The 16,752-nt window shown below is 73.9% G+C and carries 17 protein-coding genes; 3 read left to right on the top strand and 14 right to left on the bottom strand.

The genetic code is table 11. The features are described 5' to 3' along the window. The first annotated feature begins 51 nt into the window (after positions 1 to 51). Positions 52 to 381 carry a PepSY domain-containing protein gene (locus tag BLS43_RS03030; protein ID WP_093076393.1) on the top strand — a complete coding sequence of 110 codons (330 nt, stop codon included), beginning with the start codon at positions 52 to 54 and terminating at the stop codon, positions 379 to 381. On the opposite strand, the gene BLS43_RS03025 is transcribed toward BLS43_RS03030, so the two are convergent. The 8 genes from BLS43_RS03025 to mftF all read right to left on the bottom strand — a co-directional run bounded on the left by BLS43_RS03025 (position 369) and on the right by mftF (position 8,782). Next, positions 369 to 704, bottom strand: coding sequence for a DUF3040 domain-containing protein (locus tag BLS43_RS03025; RefSeq protein ID WP_093076390.1), 336 nt, complete (start codon positions 702 to 704; stop codon positions 369 to 371). The two genes, BLS43_RS03030 and BLS43_RS03025, sit on opposite strands and share 13 nt — an antisense overlap. A 65-nt stretch (positions 705 to 769) precedes the next feature. After that, positions 770 to 1,417, bottom strand: coding sequence for a response regulator (locus BLS43_RS03020; RefSeq protein WP_093076387.1), 648 nt, complete (start codon positions 1,415 to 1,417; stop codon positions 770 to 772). Next, a complete protein-coding gene (locus tag BLS43_RS03015) occupies positions 1,414 to 2,373 on the bottom strand; it encodes a sensor histidine kinase (RefSeq protein ID WP_093076385.1) in 960 nt (319 codons plus the stop codon). The genes BLS43_RS03020 and BLS43_RS03015 overlap by 4 nt, the downstream gene beginning before the upstream one ends. A 165-nt stretch (positions 2,374 to 2,538) precedes the next feature. After that, positions 2,539 to 3,210, bottom strand: a complete 672-nt coding sequence (locus tag BLS43_RS03010) for an SRPBCC family protein (RefSeq protein ID WP_093076383.1) — start codon at positions 3,208 to 3,210, stop codon at positions 2,539 to 2,541. Between the two features lie 85 nt (positions 3,211 to 3,295). Beyond that, a complete protein-coding gene (locus BLS43_RS03005; RefSeq protein ID WP_093076381.1) occupies positions 3,296 to 4,147 on the bottom strand; it encodes an FAD binding domain-containing protein in 852 nt (283 codons plus the stop codon). Further along, positions 4,144 to 6,615 carry a xanthine dehydrogenase family protein molybdopterin-binding subunit gene (locus BLS43_RS03000; RefSeq protein WP_093076379.1) on the bottom strand — a complete coding sequence of 824 codons (2,472 nt, stop codon included), beginning with the start codon at positions 6,613 to 6,615 and terminating at the stop codon, positions 4,144 to 4,146. Before BLS43_RS03000 ends, BLS43_RS03005 begins: the two co-directional genes overlap by 4 nt. A gap of 1 nt (position 6,616) precedes the next feature. Further along, the gene (locus BLS43_RS02995) at positions 6,617 to 7,129 is read right to left on the bottom strand and encodes a (2Fe-2S)-binding protein (RefSeq protein ID WP_093076377.1); all 513 of its coding nucleotides are present in this window, start codon (positions 7,127 to 7,129) and stop codon (positions 6,617 to 6,619) included. 243 nt (positions 7,130 to 7,372) lie between these two features. Further along, positions 7,373 to 8,782, bottom strand: coding sequence for a mycofactocin biosynthesis glycosyltransferase MftF (mftF, locus tag BLS43_RS02990; protein WP_245707266.1), 1,410 nt, complete (start codon positions 8,780 to 8,782; stop codon positions 7,373 to 7,375). A gap of 101 nt (positions 8,783 to 8,883) precedes the next feature. Here mftF and BLS43_RS02985 point away from each other — a divergent pair, with 101 nt between their 5' ends. Further along, on the top strand, positions 8,884 to 10,035 hold the full coding sequence (locus BLS43_RS02985) for an alkaline phosphatase family protein (protein WP_093076375.1): 1,152 nt from the start codon (positions 8,884 to 8,886) through the stop codon (positions 10,033 to 10,035). On the opposite strand, the gene mftE is transcribed toward BLS43_RS02985, so the two are convergent. The 6 genes from mftE to mftA form a co-directional block, all read right to left on the bottom strand. Continuing rightward, a complete protein-coding gene (gene mftE, locus BLS43_RS02980; protein WP_093076373.1) occupies positions 10,009 to 10,728 on the bottom strand; it encodes a mycofactocin biosynthesis peptidyl-dipeptidase MftE in 720 nt (239 codons plus the stop codon). The genes BLS43_RS02985 and mftE overlap by 27 nt on opposite strands. Before the next feature lie 64 nt (positions 10,729 to 10,792). Further along, positions 10,793 to 12,574 (bottom strand): oxidoreductase, encoded by a 1,782-nt coding sequence (locus BLS43_RS02975; protein ID WP_093076371.1) that lies wholly within the window; start codon positions 12,572 to 12,574, stop codon positions 10,793 to 10,795. Continuing rightward, the gene (locus tag BLS43_RS02970; RefSeq protein WP_245707265.1) at positions 12,568 to 14,412 is read right to left on the bottom strand and encodes a mycofactocin system FadH/OYE family oxidoreductase 1; all 1,845 of its coding nucleotides are present in this window, start codon (positions 14,410 to 14,412) and stop codon (positions 12,568 to 12,570) included. The genes BLS43_RS02975 and BLS43_RS02970 overlap by 7 nt, the downstream gene beginning before the upstream one ends. Before the next feature lie 128 nt (positions 14,413 to 14,540). Beyond that, complete coding sequence (mftC, locus tag BLS43_RS02965; protein WP_093076366.1) at positions 14,541 to 15,764, bottom strand: mycofactocin radical SAM maturase; 1,224 nt, start codon at positions 15,762 to 15,764, stop codon at positions 14,541 to 14,543. Between the two features lie 12 nt (positions 15,765 to 15,776). Beyond that, positions 15,777 to 16,088, bottom strand: a complete 312-nt coding sequence (gene mftB, locus BLS43_RS02960; protein WP_245707264.1) for a mycofactocin biosynthesis chaperone MftB — start codon at positions 16,086 to 16,088, stop codon at positions 15,777 to 15,779. Continuing rightward, a complete protein-coding gene (mftA, locus tag BLS43_RS02955) occupies positions 16,078 to 16,179 on the bottom strand; it encodes a mycofactocin precursor MftA (RefSeq protein WP_093076362.1) in 102 nt (33 codons plus the stop codon). The genes mftB and mftA overlap by 11 nt, the downstream gene beginning before the upstream one ends. Before the next feature lie 112 nt (positions 16,180 to 16,291). Here mftA and BLS43_RS02950 point away from each other — a divergent pair, with 112 nt between their 5' ends. Further along, positions 16,292 to 16,630: a DUF952 domain-containing protein gene (locus tag BLS43_RS02950; protein WP_093076360.1), complete on the top strand. Its 339-nt coding sequence runs from the start codon at positions 16,292 to 16,294 to the stop codon at positions 16,628 to 16,630. Positions 16,631 to 16,752: the final 122 nt, after the last annotated feature.

Here is a 16,752-nt window from a genome sequence, read left to right as displayed (position 1 = left end):
TTGACGATCTTCCGAGCATCGTCGGGGCACACCACGACGGAAGGAAATCCGATGCCGAAGACCCGCATGATCGTCCTCGTCGGCGCCACCGCCGCCCTCCTCCTCACCGGCACGGGCGTCGCCCTCGCCGCGAACGGCGCCGACGACCAGCTCGTCCCCGCCGCGGCGGCACGACCGGTCTCCGCCACCACGGCCCTGATCGACCGGGCCCAGGCCGAACGGATCGCCCTGGACCACGTCGGCGGCGGCCGCATCACCGACGACTCCGAGCTGGAGTGGGAGCACGGCGCCCTGGTGTGGGAGGTCGAGGTGGACGACGTCCGCGACCTCGACGTCGACGCGACCACCGGCGTGGTGACCCGCGACCGCTACGACGACTGACCTCGTGAGCGGCGATGGTCGCCAGGGCGACCATCGCCGCTCACGGGGCTGCGGCGCTGCAGGCGTGCGGCGATCAGGGTGGGGCCACCCATCGCGATCGCGATCACGATCACCGCGAACCAGGACGACGGCAGGAGCAGGCCCGCGATGACGAGGACGGCCAGCAGCGCGAGCCCGTCGTCGACGGCCCGGTGCAGCGGTCCCCGCCGCAGCGCGGTGCTCAGCCGCGGCGACTCGGCCGCCAGCCCCTCCCCGATCCGCCTCAGCGCGCGGCGCTCCCGCTCGTTGAGCGGCTCCTCGGGGCGGGGGGCGGTCGCAGGCATCGGGCACCTCCAGGACCCCACCCTGCCTGCCCGGACGGGCGCCGGAAATGGGGTCCGACACCCATCTACGGCTCCACGAGACCTGCACGGATCGCGTAGCGGGTGACGTCGAGGCGGTCGCGGAGCTCCAGCTTCGCCAGGATGTTGGCGCGGTGGCGGTCCACCGTCTTCGCGCTGATCACCAGGGCCTCGGCGATCTCCTTCGAGGAGTGGCCCTCGGCGATCAGCTTGACGATCTCCTCCTCGCGCGGGGTCAGCACGGAGTCCGGCAGGTCGCGGCCCTGCTGCAGGTAGTGGCGGATCAACGCGGTGACGGCCGCGGGGTACAGGAACGGCTCGCCCCGCACCGCGCTGCGGCAGGCCTCGATGAGGTCCCGGTCCGCCACCGACTTGAGCACGTACCCGCAGGCCCCGGCCTTGAGCGAGGCGAAGAGGTACTGCTCGTTGTCGTGCATCGACAGCATCAGCACCCGGACGTCGGGGGCCCGCCGGGCGATCTCGCGGCAGGCCTGGATGCCGGTCATCCGCGGCATCGCGATGTCCAGCACGGCCAGGTCGATCCCGCCCGCGACGGCCGCCTCCACCGCCTCGGCGCCGTCCGCGGCGACCGCCGTGACCTCGAGGTCCGGCTCCGCGTCGAGGATGAGCCGCAGCCCCTGGCGGACGAGGGCGTGGTCGTCGGCGAGCAGGATGCGCGTCGCCGCGGCGCTCACAGCGGCACCACCAGCGTCACGAGGGTCCCGCCGCCGGGCGGCGACGAGACGGTCAGCTCGCCGTCGACCAGCAGGGCCCGCTCCCGCATGCCCCGGATGCCCGCACCCTCGACGTGGGGGCCGCCGCGACCGTCGTCGAGCACGGTGAGGATCAGGGCGCGCGGGCCCGCGGCCAACGACACGGTGACCTTCTCCGCATCGGCGTGCCGGGCCACGTTCGTCAGGCTCTCCTGGGTGATCCGGAACAGCACGAGCTCGGTCTGCGGGGTCAGCCCGGCGGGCACCGGGTCCCCGGTGCGCAGCACCGGCACGCCCGCGGCCTCGGTGAACTCCGCCGCCAGCGCCGCCAGCGCGCTGGCCAGACCGAGGTCCTCGAGGACGTCCGGGCGCAGCCTGCGCGCGACCTGCCGGACGTCGTCGAGGCTGCCGCGGACGGTGTCCTGCACCTGCCGCAGGTCCCACTGCAGGGCGGCGGGCGCCCGGTCGACCACCCGCTTGAGGCTCAGCAGCGCGGCGGTGAGGCTCTGCCCGATCTCGTCGTGCAGCTCGCGGGCGATCCGCCTGCGCTCGGCCTCCTGCCCGGCGAGCACCTCCGCGCTGCGGACGCTGCGCTGCTCCTCGAGCCGGTCGAGCATCGCGTTGAACGTGGTGATCAGACGGGCGAGGTCGTGGTCGTCGTCCTCGGGCAGCCGGTCGCGCGACCGCAGCAGGTCCACCCGTTCCATCACGGACTGGAGCGCGTCGAGCGGAGCGAGGCTGCGGCGCAGCAGCACGGTGGTGGCCACGAGGATGAGCGCCAGCCCGATCACCAGCACCGGGATCTCGGTGAGCAGGATCGGTGAGGAGATGGTCACCGGGGACAGTGCCAGGGCCAGGGTGCCGACGACGAAGACCGTTCCGTTGATCAGTACGAGCCGGAGGAACAGCGCGCGCACCGGACTCGCGTGCTTGGGCATCCGGTCAGCCTGCCGTCGCGGCGCCGCGGAGTCCATGGGTGGTGCGCCCCCACCGGCCTACACGGTGCGCCCTAGCGCGACCGGGTGAGGCACCCGCGCCACGCAGGAGCACACGAACGGCGCGCTCACTCACCGGGTGTGAGCGAGCGCGCCGTTCGTCGGGGATCAGTTCGCGCGGAGCCGCTTGACGATCACGAAGATCGCCAGCAGGACCGCGAGCACGCCCGCGACCGGGACCAGCGCCTTGGCGACCGGGGCGCCGGCGGTGTCGAGCAGGTCGATGGCCTCGACGTTGCTCTTGACCGGGGCGGCGGGCTTCACCGGGGTGGTGGCCGCCCCCGCCGGGGCGGTGCCCTCGCTCGCTGCGGGAGCGGCGGGCGCCGGCTCGTCCTTCTCGGTCAGCTTGTCCGCCAGGCAGGAGGCGAACTGGCCGATGATCTTGTCAGCGACGTCCGAGATCACCCCGCGGCCGAACTGGGCCGGACGGCCGGTGATGGTCATGTCGGTGACCATCGTGACCTCGGTCTTGTCCGGGCCGTCCGCCTTCATGGTGCCGGTGACCATGGCCTTCGCGGTGCCGTTGCCCCGCGAGTCCCGGCCGGACGCGTCGATGACGACCTTGTGGTTCGCCTCGTCCCGCTCGATGTAGGTGCCCTTGCCCTTGTAGGTCAGCGAGATCGGGCCCAGCTTGACCTTCACCGTGCCGGTGAAGGAGTCCCCCGTGTACTCGGTGAGCGCGGCGCCGGGGAAGCAGGGCGCGACGGTCTCCGGGTTGTTCATGGCCGCCCACGCGTCCTCGATGGGCGCGGCGATCGTGAACTTGTTCTCCAGCTGCATGAGCTCCAGTCTCCTTCTCCGGACGAGAAGACGCCCGCCCGGCTGGCCGGACGGGCGTCTGCTCGCGGGTCTCGCGGGGTCTTCGTCAGCCCGCCGCGGCGAGCACGGCGCGACCGGTGAGCACCCTGGCCAGGTGTTCACGGTAGTCGGCGGCGGCATCGGCGTCACTCGGTGCCGCCGTGCCCTCCGTCGCGTGCTCGGCGGCGGCCTGCGCCGCGTCCGCCGTGGCCTGCTGTCCGACGAGCGCCGCCTCCACACCGGACGCCCGGATCGGGGTGGTGCCCATGTTCGTCAGCCCGACCCGCGCCTCGGCGATCGAGCCGCCGTCGACCTTGAGCGCCACCGCGACGGCCACCATCGACCAGGCCTGCGCGGTGCGGTTGAACTTCTCGTAGTGCGTCCGCCAACCCGTGTACTTCGGGAACCGCACCTCGGTGAGGATCTCGCCCTCGCCGATGGCGGTGGTGAAGTAGTCCTGGAAGAACTCCGCCGCCGAGACCGTGCGGGTGCCCGAGGCGCCCGCGATCACGAACTCGGCGTCCAGCGCCAGGGCGACCGCGCCCAGGTCACCGGCCGGGTCGGCGTGCGCGAGCGCACCGCCCAGCGTGCCGCGGTGGCGGACCTGCGGGTCCGCGACCGTGGCGGTGGCCTTGCTCAGCAGCTCGACGTGCTGGGTGACCAGCTCGTCCCGCAGGACGTCGTGGTGCGGGGCCATGGCGCCGATGGCGATCCGGTCCCCGTCCTCGCGGATCCGCCGCAGCTCGGGGATCCCGCCGAGGTCGATCACCACGGACGGCGCCGCGAGCCGCAGCCGGAGCACCGGCAGCAGGCTCTGCCCGCCCGCGAGGATCTTGGCGTCGTCCCCGCCGTCGGCGAGGGCCCGGACCGCGTCCTCGACGGACGACGGCTTGACGTAGTCGAACTTCGCCGGGATCACACTTCCCCCTGGGGGTTGTTCGGGTCGATCGAGCCGAGGCCCGCGCCGGGTGAGTGGGTGTCGATCGGCGTCTCCTGGGTGGAGCGCCCCTTGGCCTCCTGCAGCGCCCGCCAGACGCGCTGCGAGGTCGTCGGCATCTCGATGTCGGCCACGCCGAGGTGGCGGACCGCGTCGAGCACGCCGTTGACGATCGCCGGCGTCGACGCGATGGTGCCCGCCTCGCCGACGCCCTTGACGCCCAACGGGTTCGACGTCGCCGGGGTGCTCACGATCTCGGTCGTGAAGCTCGGCAAGTCCGCCGCGGACGGCAGCGTGTAGTCGACGAAGGTGCCGTTGACCAGGGTGCCCTGGTCGTCGTAGTTGGCCTCCTCGAACAGGGCCTGCGCGATGCCCTGGGCGAGCCCGCCGTGCACCTGGCCCTCCGCGATGAGCGGGTTGACCACGTTGCCGATGTCGTCGACGCAGACGTAGTGGCGCAGGTTGACCCGGCCGGTCTCGGTGTCGACCTCCATCGCGGCGAGGTGCGTGCCGTGCGGGAAGGAGAAGTTCTCCGGGTCGTACACGGCGTCGGAGTCCAGGTTCGGCTCCATGCCCTCCGGGTAGTCGTGCGCCATGAACGCGGCGAACGCGATCTCCTGGATGGCCTTGCCCTGGCCGGTGCCGCGGACGGTGAACTGGCCCCCGGAGAACTCGATGTCGCCCTCGTCCGCCTCGAGCAGGTGCGCGGCGATCTTCTTCGCCTTGTCGATCACCTTGTCCGCGGCCATCGTGATCGCGATGCCGCCGACGACGAGCGAACGGGACCCGTAGGTGTCCAGTCCCTTCGGCGAGGACGCCGTGTCGCCGTGCAGCACCTCGACGTCCTCGAACGGGACGCCGAGCTTGTCCGCGACGATCTGGCTGAACGCCGTCTCGTGGCCCTGCCCGTGCGCCGACGCCCCGGTGATCACCTCGACCTTGCCGGTGGCGAGCATCCGGATGCTGGCGGCCTCCCAGCCGCCCGCGCCGTAGGCCAGCGACCCGAGCACGCGGGACGGGGCGAGGCCGCACATCTCGGTGAACGTCGAGATGCCGATGCCCAGCTGGACCTTGTCGCCGCGCTCGCGACGCTCGGCCTGCTCGCGGCGCAGCGCGTCGTAGTCGAAGAGCTCCTTCGCCCGCGCGGTGGCCTGCTCGTAGTCGCCCGAGTCGTAGGTCAGCCCGCACACCGTGGTGTACGGGAACTCCTCGTGCTTGATCCAGTTCTGCTCGCGCAGCTCGAGGGGCTCGCGACCCAGCTCGACGGCCAGCTCGTCGATGATCCGCTCGATGCCGAACGTCGCCTCCGGCCGGCCCGCGCCGCGGTAGGCGTCGGTCAGCGTCTTGGTGGTGAAGACGTTGGTGGTGGCGAAGCGGTAGGCCGGGACCTTGTAGATCGCGTTGAACATGAACGCGCCCAGCACCGGCACGCCCGGCCCGACGAGGCCCAGGTAGGCGCCCATGTCGGCGAGCAGCTTCACGTCCAGTCCGGTGATCGTGCCGTCCTTGCGGGCGGTGATCGTGATGTCCTGGATCTGGTCGCGGCCGTGGTGCGCGGTGAGCATGCACTCCGAGCGGGTCTCGGTCCACTTGACCGGCTTGCGCAGCTTCTGCGCGAGCACGACCGTCAGCATCTCCTCGGGCAGCACGCCGATCTTGCCGCCGAAGCCGCCGCCGACGTCCGGCGCGATGACCCGCAGCTTCGACTCCGGCACCCCGAGGGTCACGGTGGTCATCGTGCGGAGGATGTGCGGCACCTGGGTCGCGGACCAGACGACGATCTGCTCGCCGGTCGGGTCCACCACGCACGAGCGGGGCTCCATGAACGCGGGGATCAGGCGCTGCTGCCGGAACCGCCGCTTGACGACGACCTGGTCCGGGTCCGCCTCGGCCGCGGCGATGGCCTCGGTCACCGAGCCGCCGGTGCCCGCCTCGCCGGAGTCGAACACCCAGGTGGCGGACTCGTTGGTGCCCAGGTCCGGGTGGACGAGGGTGGCACCCTCGGCCAGCGCGGCCTCCATGTCCAGCACCGGGTCCAGCGGGTCGTAGTCGATCTCGACGAGCTCGGCCGCGTCCCGCGCCTCGGCGAGCGTCCGGGCGACGACCACGGCCACGCCCTCACCGGCGAAGTGCACGGTGTCCTTGGCGAGCATCGGCCGCTGCGGGGCCTTCTGGTCGGGGGTGATCGGCCACGCGCACGGCATGCCGATCTCCTCGCCGCCCAGGTCGGCGAGGGTGTAGACGCCGTGCACACCCGGGGCCTGCTTGGCCGCCTCGGTGTCGATGCTCAGGATCGTCGCGTGCGACAGCGGGGAGCGGACGACGGCGATGTGCAGGCACCCGGTGGGAGTGATCGAGTCGGTGTAGCGGGTCCGGCCGGTGATCAGCCGCGCGTCCTCCTTGCGGACGCGGGACTGCCCGATCTCGGGACGGTTCTCGGTGGTGGTCATGTCAGTCTCCCGCCACCGGTGCCGGCTGCTCGGTCGGCGCGCTCGCGCCGGGCTTCATCAGCTGCGCGGCACGCTGCACCGAGCGGACGATGTTCTGGTAGCCGGTGCACCGGCAGAGGTTGCCCTCGATGCCCTCGCGCACCTCGTGCTCGTCGGGATCGGGGTTGTCCCCCAACAGGTCCACGGCAGCCATGATCATTCCCGGCGTGCAGTAGCCGCACTGCAGACCGTGGCACTCGTTGAAGGCCTTCTGCACGGGGTGCAGCTCGCCGTCTCGCGCCAGGCCCTCGATCGTGAGGACCTCGCCGCCGTCCGCCTGCACGGCGAGCACGGAACAGGACTTCACGCTCTGCCCGTTCAGGTGCACGGTGCAGGCACCGCAGTTGCTGGTGTCGCACCCGACCACCGTGCCGGTCTTGCCCAGGCGCTCCCTGAGGTACTGGACCAGCAACGTGCGGGGTTCTACCTCGTCGGCGTAGTTCACGCCGTCGACGGTCACCCGGACCTCTGCCATGAGTCTTCTCTCCCAACCGCGGTGGTGGTCGCGCGTCCTCCGGGGAGAGCCGCCGGTCGCCCGGCGCTCTCGGGCCACCACGGCCGTGTGGCGGCGAGCACATCACACTCCCGATGATCGGCAGCCGCAAGACAGCCGTTCGCGTTGATCGGCTACGGCTCCGGGACTTCACGCGCAGACTCCTCAGGAGCGGATCGAAGCCCGGATCGTCTCCGCACACGCGGGCGACCGGGGTGGGGTCGTTCACCTGTCCGGAGCAACCCCCTTGGAGGGTGTGCCCGGCCCGACGGGCAGGAGGGCCGCCGGGTCGCAGGCCCGCAGTGCCCCCCACCAGAGGCCGGCGCCATAGGCCAGATCGTCGATGCGGTGCGCGACCAGATGGGTCAGCGGGTCGAGGTGGACCTGCGGGTCGCGGTCGCGGTGGAGCCACCAGTCGGCGAGGCCCTCGACCAGCGCGGCGGCCACGAGCGCGCGGCGCGCCCGCCGCGACCCGAGGGCCGCGCCGACCGCGATCGGCCAGTGGTGGCGCAGCAGCGCGTTGCCGACCTGCACGACGGCGCCGGAGAGCCCCAGCCCGGCCAGCTCCATCGCGGAGCGCCGGGGATGCGCGAGGCGGGTCAGCTTGCGCGACAGGCGCAGCGCCGCGGCGGCCGTGACCGCGGCGGCCACCGGGACCGACCACCGGCGCTGGGCGAGCAGGGCGGCGCAGGCCGCCGCCGTCCAGGGGCTGAGGACCAGGGGCGGCACCGAGCCGACGTGTCTGCGTGCCAACGGCGCCGCGCCGGTGCCGTAGAAGGCCTTGCGGGCCGCCCACGCCTTCGGCGCCGTGCGGTGGTCGTGCGCGACGCGGGCGCGGGGCTCGTACCGCAGCCGGTGGCCCGCGGCGTGCAGGCGCAGCACCAGGTCGACGTCCTCGGCCACGTGCATGGCCTCGTCGAACCCCGTGCCGACCGCGGAGGTCCGCACCAGCATGGCCGCGCTCGGCACGTAGGCGACCCGGCTGCGCGGGACGATGAGGGCGGGGTCGGGGCCCAGGTCCAGGCTGGAGCGGACGGCCTCGTAGCGGCCGAGCGCCGTGGTGACCGGGTGCAGCGCCACGATCCGGGGCGCGACGAGCGCCACGCTCCGGTCCGCGAGGTGCTCCAGCAGCGGGTCGAGCCAGTCCCCCTGCGGCACGACGTCCGAGTCCAGGAACATCACCAGCGGGGTGGTCGCGGCGGCCAGCCCCGCGTTGCGGGAGGCGCTGGGGCCGCGCGCGGTCTCGTGCCGGATCACCCGGCCGCGCGCCAGGGTGACCGGCTCCGCGCTGCCGTCGTCGACGACGACGAGGTCCACCTCCGGCGGCAGGGTCGCCAGCAGCCGGTCGAGCGGCCGGTCCTTCACCGGCACGACGACCGTGACCTCGCTTCTCGTCGGCCCGCCGGGAATGCCCGGCGCGGGGTGGGCGAGTCCCGCGTCGAGCAGCGTGCGCGCCAGCGCACGCGAGAGGGGATCGGCGACGGTCAGCTCGTTCCCGGCGCCGAGCAGCGCCCGGGCCTTGGGCACCAGGTGCACGAGCCGCGGCGGCGCCCCACCCAGCAGCGCCGCCCCGCCGTCGAGCCGCCGCGCCCGCCGGTCCACCACCACCCGCATCCCCAGCGGCAACTCACCCACCGCCGAATCCCAACACACCGACGTCCCGCCCACGAGCCCCACCGGCGCCACCCGTCCTGCCCCCGTCGCCGTCCCGCCCCGTCCGTGGGACCCTTCCCGCCGTGTACGACCCCGCTCCGTTGCTTCCTCGCTACGGTGAGCGCTCGCTCGCCGAGGTGTTCCCCGCCGTCCTCGGCGCGCTCGGCGTGCCGGGCCCCGCCCCCGCCCTCGGCCTCCCGCCGGTCCGCGCGGCGGCGGTCCTGCTCATCGACGGTCTGGGCGCGGAGCTGCTCACCGCCCACGCCCCGGACGCCCCCACGCTCGCCCGGCTCGCCACCGAGCCGCTGACCGTCGGGTTCCCGTCGAGCACGTCGATCAGCGTGACCTCCCTGGGCACCGGGCTGCCGCCGGGCACGCACGGCCTGGTCGGCATCACGTTCCGGGCCTGCGAGGACCGCCTGCTGGACTCGCTGAAGTGGACCTCCCACGCCGAGGCCGAGGCCACCGACCTGCGCGACGCGCTGCCGCCCGAGCAGATCCAGCCGCACGCGACGGCGTTGGAGCGCGCCGCGGCCGACCGGATCCGGGTGACGAACGTCGGCCCGCGGACCTTCCGCGGGTCCGGCCTGACCCGCGCGGCCCTGCGCGGCGGGCACTACCAGGGCGTGCACGCGCTGGGCGACCTCGCGTCGGAGATCCTGACCGCGCTGTCCGGACCCGGCAGGCGCCTGGTCTACGGCTACCACGCCGACCTGGACGCCCTCGGCCACCTGCACGGCCCCGGCTCCACGCCGTGGCGGTTCCAGCTGCGCCAGGTCGACCGGCTCGTCGCGACGATCGTCGAGCAGCTGCCGCCGGACTCGCTGCTCCTGGTCACCGGCGACCACGGGATGGTGCAGGTGACCCGCCGCTACGACGCCGACCAGCGCACCGAGCTGCGCCTCGGCGTCGACCTGCTCGGCGGGGACCCCCGCGCCCGCCACGTCTACGTGCGGCCGGGCGCCGTCGAGGACGTTCGGGCCGCCTGGCAGGAGACCCTCGGTGAGGACGCCTGGATCGTCACCCGCGACGAGGCCGTGGCCGAGAACTGGTTCGGGCCGGTGGCCGCGCACGTGCCGGACCGCATCGGGGACCTGGTGGTGGCGATGCGGGGCGCGGCGGGGGTGATCCGCTCGATCGCCGAGCCGGTGATGTCCGGGCTCCCCGGCCAGCACGGCTCGCTCACCGCCGAGGAGCAGCTCGTCCCCCTACTGCTGGCCACCACGGTGCGCTGAGAAACGCGCTCGCCCCGTCTCCGGGTCGACGTCCCACCTGGTCAGCGCCTCGCGGGCGGCACCGATCATCGCCTCGAGCAGCCGGTCGCCCTCGTCGGCGGAGGCGCCGCGGGGATCGCCGAGGATGCCGTTCTCCGACACCCCGCGCACCCCTTGCTCCCGCAGCACCGGCAACAGCTCGCGCAGCGGCGCGGTCGCCCCCGGCTCCCGCTCCGGGCCGACGGCCGAGGGGTCCAGCGCCAGCATCAGCGAGGTCTCCGTGCGCCCGGCATGGGCGTCACCCCCTGCGGCACAGGGGATCCACGCCACGTCGCGGCCCTCGTACCGCAGCAGCGCGCAGGCCTGCGCCAGCGTCGCGACGTTCCCGCCGTGCCCGTTCACGAACACGACGCGCGCCGCCCACCGGCAGGCCGAGCGGCCCAGCTCCACGAGCAGCAGCCGCAGACCCTCGTGTCCGATGGAGACGGTCCCGGGGAACCCCTCGTGCTCCCCCGCCGCGCCGAACGCCACCGCGGGCGCCAGGACCAGCGACGGGTCCGCGGCCTCCAGCGCGGCGGCCACCCGTTCCGCCACCCGGAGGTCCGTGTCCAGCGGCAGATGCGGCCCGTGCTGCTCCACCGAGCCCACCGGCACGACCAGGGTGCGCGGTGGTCCGGTGTGGACATCACGCCACGTGATCGCCGAGATCAGCACGTCCGACCTGCGCAGACACGGTTGTCCACAGGAACTGTCCACACGTGGATATCACCCTCGGGTGTCACAGGTTCACCGCCACTCGTTCCCCGTCCCGGATCGCGGCGTCCATCCGCCGCGGCGCCAGGCAGTCCCCGATCCGGTACACGCCCGGGCGCCCCCGCAGGGTCTCCCACAGCTCGTCGGCGGGCTCGGGCGGGAGGGCCCCGACGACGGCGTCGTACCGCCGGACCTCCGTCCGTCCCGTCGGGTGGTGGACCAGCGTGACCGCGTCGCCGACGTCCGTGACCAGGGTGTCGGTGGTGCACCGGATCCCGAGGGCGTGGGCCCGCCTCCGGAAGCCCTCGCGGTCGAGGGTGAGCCCGAGGTCCTGCCCGACGACCATCCCCGGCGTCACGATCTCCACCGCGCAGCCGCGCCGTGCCAGCAGCTCGGCGACGGAGGTCGCGTGGTGGAAGCCCAGCTCGTCCACCACCAGGACCGAGCCCGACGGCGAGACGCTCCCGTCGAGCACGTCCCGCACGTCGGACGCCGCGGCCCACCGCCGCGTCGGGCGGGCGCCGGTCGCGAGCACCACGACCTCCGCGTCGAGGTCCGGCTCGCCGTCGAGGAAGGACACTCCGGCGGCGCGACACTCCGCGATCAGGTCGCGCACCACGTGCCCCAGCTCGGCGCGGCCGGGCGCCTCCGCGGCCAGCGCCAGCTGCCCACCGAGCCGCTCCCGCTCGACCAGGGTCACCGCGTGGCCGCGCGCCGCGGCGGTCGCGGCCGCCCGCAGCCCGGCGGGCCCACCCCCGACGACGGTGACCCGGCGCCGCGCCGTCCGCGCCTGCGGCGGCTGCAGCTCGTGGCCCGCGCGCGGGTTCACCGCACACCCGAGAGGAAGGTTCAGCCCCACCCGCCCGACGCACTCCTGGTTGCACCCCACGCAGGCGCGCTCGAACCGCGGCCCGGCGATCAGCCCGCGCGCGAACCCGACGAGGTCCGCGCGTCCCTCCCGCAGTACCGTCTCGCCCTGCTCCGGGGCGGTGAACCGGCCGACCGCGACGACCGGCACCCCCACCGCGGCCCGGATCGCGGCCGCCACGTCGGCGGCGTACCCGGGCGGGGTGTGCATCGAGGGCTCCACGAGGTACAACGACGAGGTCGCCACCCCGACCGTCGTGCTGAGGTAGTCCACACGGGACTCGAGCAGTCGCGCGACCGCCAGGACGTCGACCCCGTCCTCGTGCCCCAGCCGCACCCCGAGGATGCGGTCGCCGAGCTCGGCCCGCACCGCCTCGAGGACGCGCAGGAGCAGGCCGGTGCGGTCGGCGACGCCGGGGAGGGCGAGGAGGCACCGCAGCAGCGAGGCCTGCGAGCACTGCAGCTCGACGCCGTCGAACCCGCCGTCGACACAGCGCCGCGCGACGTCCGCGTACGCCGCCACGAGCTCGTCGAGGTCCGCCTCGGTCAGTGCGACGGGCACCTCGCGGAACAGGGGGTCCGGCAGCGCGACGGGCCCGCGGACCGGCGCGCGCGAGTACAGCGACGAGGCCTGCGGCCCGTTGTGGTTCAGCTGGGCGAGTACCAGCGACCCGTGGGCGTGGACGGCCTCGGTGAGTGCGCGGTAGCCGGGCAGCACCGCGGGGTCGTGGCCGCGGATCATGTGTTCGTAGGGGTGGTCGTCCGGGTGGACGGCGTGCTCCTCGGTGATCACCAGCCCGGCGGTCCGGGCGCGTTCGGCGTAGTACGCGACGTGCCGCGCGCTCGGCAGACCGTCCTCGGCGAAGCCCGTGAGATGGGCGGTGAAGACGATGCGGTTGCGGACCGTGGAGCGGCCGATCGTGGCGGGGGTGTTCAGCATCCGACCGCCCGACGCGCGTCCCGGACGGCCTCGTGGACGGTGCGGGGCGCGAGGCAGTCGCCGATCCGGGGGTGTCCGGCGAGGCGCAGGTCCGGCAGGCGGTGCGCGCAGTCGATCACCAGGGTGGCGGGCAGCTCCCGGATGGCACCGTGGTGGACGTCCTCGACGACCGCGCGGCCCCCGCCGACGGCGCGCACCCGGGCGAACAGGACCCGTTCGACGCCGGCCCGTTCCAGCCGGGCGTTGGCGTCCGCGAGGTCGCCGGTGCGGGAGAGCTGCGTCCCGGCGACGGCGTCGGGGGTGACGAGCGCACACGGCACCCCCGCGGCGGCGACCTGCTCGGCCACGGCGACGCCGGTCCAGTCCCCGATCGGATCGTGCACGACCACGCGGTCCCCCGGCCCGTACGCTCCCGCGGCCTCCGCCGCGGACGACACGCGCACGCCCGCACCGACCTCGAACGCGGGGGCCGACGGCACCGATCCCGTCGCCAGCAGGACGTCCCCGACCAGGTCCGCGGGCCCGGCCTCGACGCCGAGCTGCACCTCCACCCCGAGCCGCTCCAGCTCGCGCGCCCACCAGTGGACGAGCAGGCCGAAGCGCCCGCGCGCGGGCAGCGCCGCGGCGACCCGCAGCATCCCGCCGAGCCGGTCCGCCCGCTCGAGCAGCCGGACCGGGCGACCCAGCAACGCCGCCGTCCGCGCCGCCTCCAGGCCCGCGGGCCCCCCGCCGACGACCAGCAGCGGCGGCCCGGTGCGCGGCCGCGGAGCGTGCGGGAGCGGCGGGTCGAGCGTCTCGTGGCCGGAGCGGGGCTCGGCCTCGTCGGTGATCAGCGGGTTGCGCGGGTCGCGGGCGCGGTGCTGGTTGGCCAGGGTGCACGGGCGGATCCGCTCGGGGGTCCCGGCGCGGACGTGCGCGACGAGGCGGGGATCGGCGATCTGCGCGCGCGTCATCTCGACGAGGGCGAAACCCTCGGCCACCGCCGCCTCGGCCATCCCCGGGTCGACGACGCTGCCCTGCAGCACGACGTCGAGCCCGCGGCCGAGGAACGTGCCGGCGAGCGCGCGGTTGAACCCGGGCGGGGTGTGCAGGTCCGGCCGGGTCGCGGAGACCGAGAGCCCCGATCCCCGCACCGGCACGAGGTAGTCGACGAGGTCCCGCAGCTTCGGGGTGAGGGGCAGGAGCTGCTCGGGGGTGAGGCCCGCCCACGGGGCCAGCTCGTCGACGCAGAGGCGCAGACCCACCACGGCGTCCCCCACCGCCGCGCGGACGGCGGCGAGCACCTGGCGCAGGAGCAGGGTGCGGTCCTCGCCGTAGGCGTCGGTGCGGGTGTTGGTCAGGCCGGAGAGGAACTGGCGGAGCAGCGAGTGCTGGCCCGCGTTGAGCTCGACGCCGTCCAGGCCGTCGGCCACCGCGCGGGCGGCGGCGGCCGCGAACCCGGCCACCAGGGCGTCGATCTCCGGTTGCTCCACGACCTGCGGGACCTCGCGGGACACGACGTCCGGGATCCGCGAGGCACCCCAGAGCGCCCGGCCGGTGAAGGCCGAGGTGCCCTGGGAACCGCTGTGCCCCAAGGACGCCAGCAGCAGCGCGGGCCCGCACGAGCCCGCCACGGCCGCCCAGCCCGGCTCGGGTGCCCGCTCGTAGGGCCGGTCGGAGGGGTGCACGGACGCCGTCTCGCAGACGATCACCCCGCAGCCGCCCTCGGCGCGCGCGGCGTAGTACGCGCGATGCCGCTCCGAGAAGGACCGGCCGCGACCGAGGTTGGTGACGTGCGGCCCGAACAGCACGCGCGAGGGCGCGATCCGCGACCCGACCCGCACCGCCTCACCCAGCACGACTGCACCCCCCACAACCCCGTGAGCGGCGATAGTCGCCAGGGCGACTATCGCCACTCACGGGTCGGTAGGTCGCGCGGCGCCGGGCCCGTGCTGGTCGGACCCGGCGCCGGCGGACTGTGGGCCGGTTACGAACCGGCGACGGGGACCCGCAGGCCCGAGTCGGACTGCGAGGCACCCATGCCCGCGAGCGGGCTGGTCTCGCACGCCCGGTCCGGCCTGCCCATGGACAGCTGCAGCAGGACCGGGGTGTTCTTGCCGATCTTCGTGCGGGAGTGGTCCACCTCGGACTTCGGCACCACGTGGTCGTCGCCCCGCGCGGCGAGGGCCTGCTCGCCGAAGCCGCGCACGCACTCCGGGTCCGGCCCGTCGAGCGGGAGGCCGGTGAAGAACTTGGCCGCCATGCACCCGCCCTGGCAGGAGTCGTAGTGCTGGCAGCCCGAGCACGCCCCGCCGGTCTGCGGCTGCCGCAGCTCGGTGAACAGCTCGGAGTTCTCCCACACCTCCTGGAACCCGCCGGGCGAGCGGACGTTCCCCGCGAGGAAGTTCTCGTGGATCGCGAACGGGCAGGCGTAGACGTCCCCGACCGGGTCGATCAGGCAGACCACGCGCCCGGCGCCGCACAGGTTCAGCCCGGGCAGGGCCTCGCCGAACGCCGAGAGGTGGAAGAAGGAGTCCCCCGTCAGGACCTGGTCGCCGCGGTCGACGAGCCAGTCGTACATCTGCTTCTGCTGGCTGGGCAGCGGGTGCAGCTCGTCCCACACGTCCGCGCCGCGACCCGAGGGGCGCAGCCGGGTGATCCGCAGCTGGGCGCCGTACTTGTCCGCGATGGCCTTGAACTCGTCGAGCTGGTCGACGTTCTGGCGGGTCATCACGACCGAGATCTTGGGCTGCTGGAAGCCGGCCTCGGCCAGGTTCTCCAGCGCCCTGATCGCCATGTCGTACGAGCCGGGGCCGCGGACGTAGTCGTTGACCTCGGGGGTGGCCCCGTCGAGCGAGATCTGGATGTCGACGTAGTCGGTGGCGGCCAGCTGCGCGGCGCGCTGCTTGTCGATCTTCAGGCCGTTCGTGGAGAACTTGACCCCGACGTTGTGCGCGATGGAGTAGTCGAGCAGCTCCCAGAAGTCCGGGCGCACGGTCGGCTCGCCGCCGCCGATGTTGATGTAGAAGACCTGCATCCGCTGCAGCTCGTCGATCACGGCCTTGGCCTCGGCCGTGGTCAGCTCGCGCGGGTCCCGGCGGCCGGAGGACGAGAGGCAGTGGGCACAGGACAGGTTGCAGGCGTAGGTCAGCTCCCAGGTGAGGCAGATCGGGGAGTTGAGGCCGTACTGGAAGTGGTCGACCAGCTTCATCGGTGGAGCTCCTTAGCGCGGTTCGATCGTCCCGGAGGCGGCCAGCCCGGCGAGGGCCTTGAGGTAGGCGGGGCGCTGGGCCTCCTCGACGCCCGCGGCCTCGATGGCCGAGTGGACGTCCGGGTGCGACTCCAGGCCCTTCACGACCGCCACCAGCGGGAGGGTCTTCAGGAACGAGAGCTTCCGCGTCCCGAAGTGGTAGACGAGCGCACCGAAGGGCTCCGGACGCAGCGACACCTGGGGGCTGCAGCGGTAGGGAGCGCCGGGGTCGAACACCGAACCGTCCTCGACCCCGGCCACACCCTCGGCGGTCTTAGTAGACACCGCACATGCCGTCGATGGAGACCTCCTCGACGAGGGTCTCCTCGACGACGGGGGTGTCCTCGACCTGCTCGGTCTTCTCGATCGGAGCCATGGCGTACCTCCTGGTGTGACGTCGGCGTCGGGTCCTCCGGACAGTATTGGCACCGGGTGCCGATTACAAGGGTGGCCCATCCGATCGGACGGGCGGCGGGCATCCTGGACGCGTGGCGACCCTCCTGCACCTGACGACTCCGGACGACTGGCGCGCGGCGCAGGAGCGCGGCGCGCTCCTCCCGCTCGAGGAGTTCGTGCACCTGTCCACACCGGACCAGGTGGCCCTGCCCGCGAACCGGCTCTTCCACGGTCGCCCGGACGTGCTCCTGCTCGTGCTCGACCCCGCGCAGCTGACGGACGTCCGGTGGGAGCCGGGCGTGCCGGGTGATCCCGAGTCGATGCTGTTCCCCCACGCCTACGGCGCGGTGCCGGTCGCCGCCGTCCGGGCCGTCGTGCCGTACCCCGCACGGCCGGACGGCGGGTTCGACGCCCCCGACCTGCCGCACTGAGGGCTTGTCGCCAGTGACCTGCAACAAGAACCCCTCCGCCCGGACGGTTTCCACCCCCACCTCTTGACGGTTTGCCCGTCGTCACCCTGTGCCCGGCGTCACGCCCGCCCTAGCGTCCCCGT

The sequence above is a fragment of the Pseudonocardia oroxyli genome, from assembly GCF_900102195.1.
GTDB classification, from domain to species: Bacteria; Actinomycetota; Actinomycetes; order Mycobacteriales; family Pseudonocardiaceae; genus Pseudonocardia; species Pseudonocardia oroxyli.
This window is presented reverse-complemented; position numbering and strand designations above follow the sequence as displayed.

Coding starts and splice junctions, on each gene's coding strand:
- BLS43_RS03030 (WP_093076393.1), top strand. CDS start 52: ATGCCGAAGACCCGCATGATCGTCCTCGTCGGCGCCACCGCCGCCCTC.
- BLS43_RS03025 (WP_093076390.1), bottom strand. CDS start 704: ATGCCTGCGACCGCCCCCCGCCCCGAGGAGCCGCTCAACGAGCGGGAG.
- BLS43_RS03015 (WP_093076385.1), bottom strand. CDS start 2,373: ATGCCCAAGCACGCGAGTCCGGTGCGCGCGCTGTTCCTCCGGCTCGTA.
- BLS43_RS03010 (WP_093076383.1), bottom strand. CDS start 3,210: ATGCAGCTGGAGAACAAGTTCACGATCGCCGCGCCCATCGAGGACGCG.
- BLS43_RS03000 (WP_093076379.1), bottom strand. CDS start 6,615: ATGACCACCACCGAGAACCGTCCCGAGATCGGGCAGTCCCGCGTCCGC.
- BLS43_RS02995 (WP_093076377.1), bottom strand. CDS start 7,129: ATGGCAGAGGTCCGGGTGACCGTCGACGGCGTGAACTACGCCGACGAG.
- BLS43_RS02975 (WP_093076371.1), bottom strand. CDS start 12,574: ATGCTGAACACCCCCGCCACGATCGGCCGCTCCACGGTCCGCAACCGC.
- mftC (WP_093076366.1), bottom strand. CDS start 15,764: ATGAAGCTGGTCGACCACTTCCAGTACGGCCTCAACTCCCCGATCTGC.
- mftA (WP_093076362.1), bottom strand. CDS start 16,179: ATGGCTCCGATCGAGAAGACCGAGCAGGTCGAGGACACCCCCGTCGTC.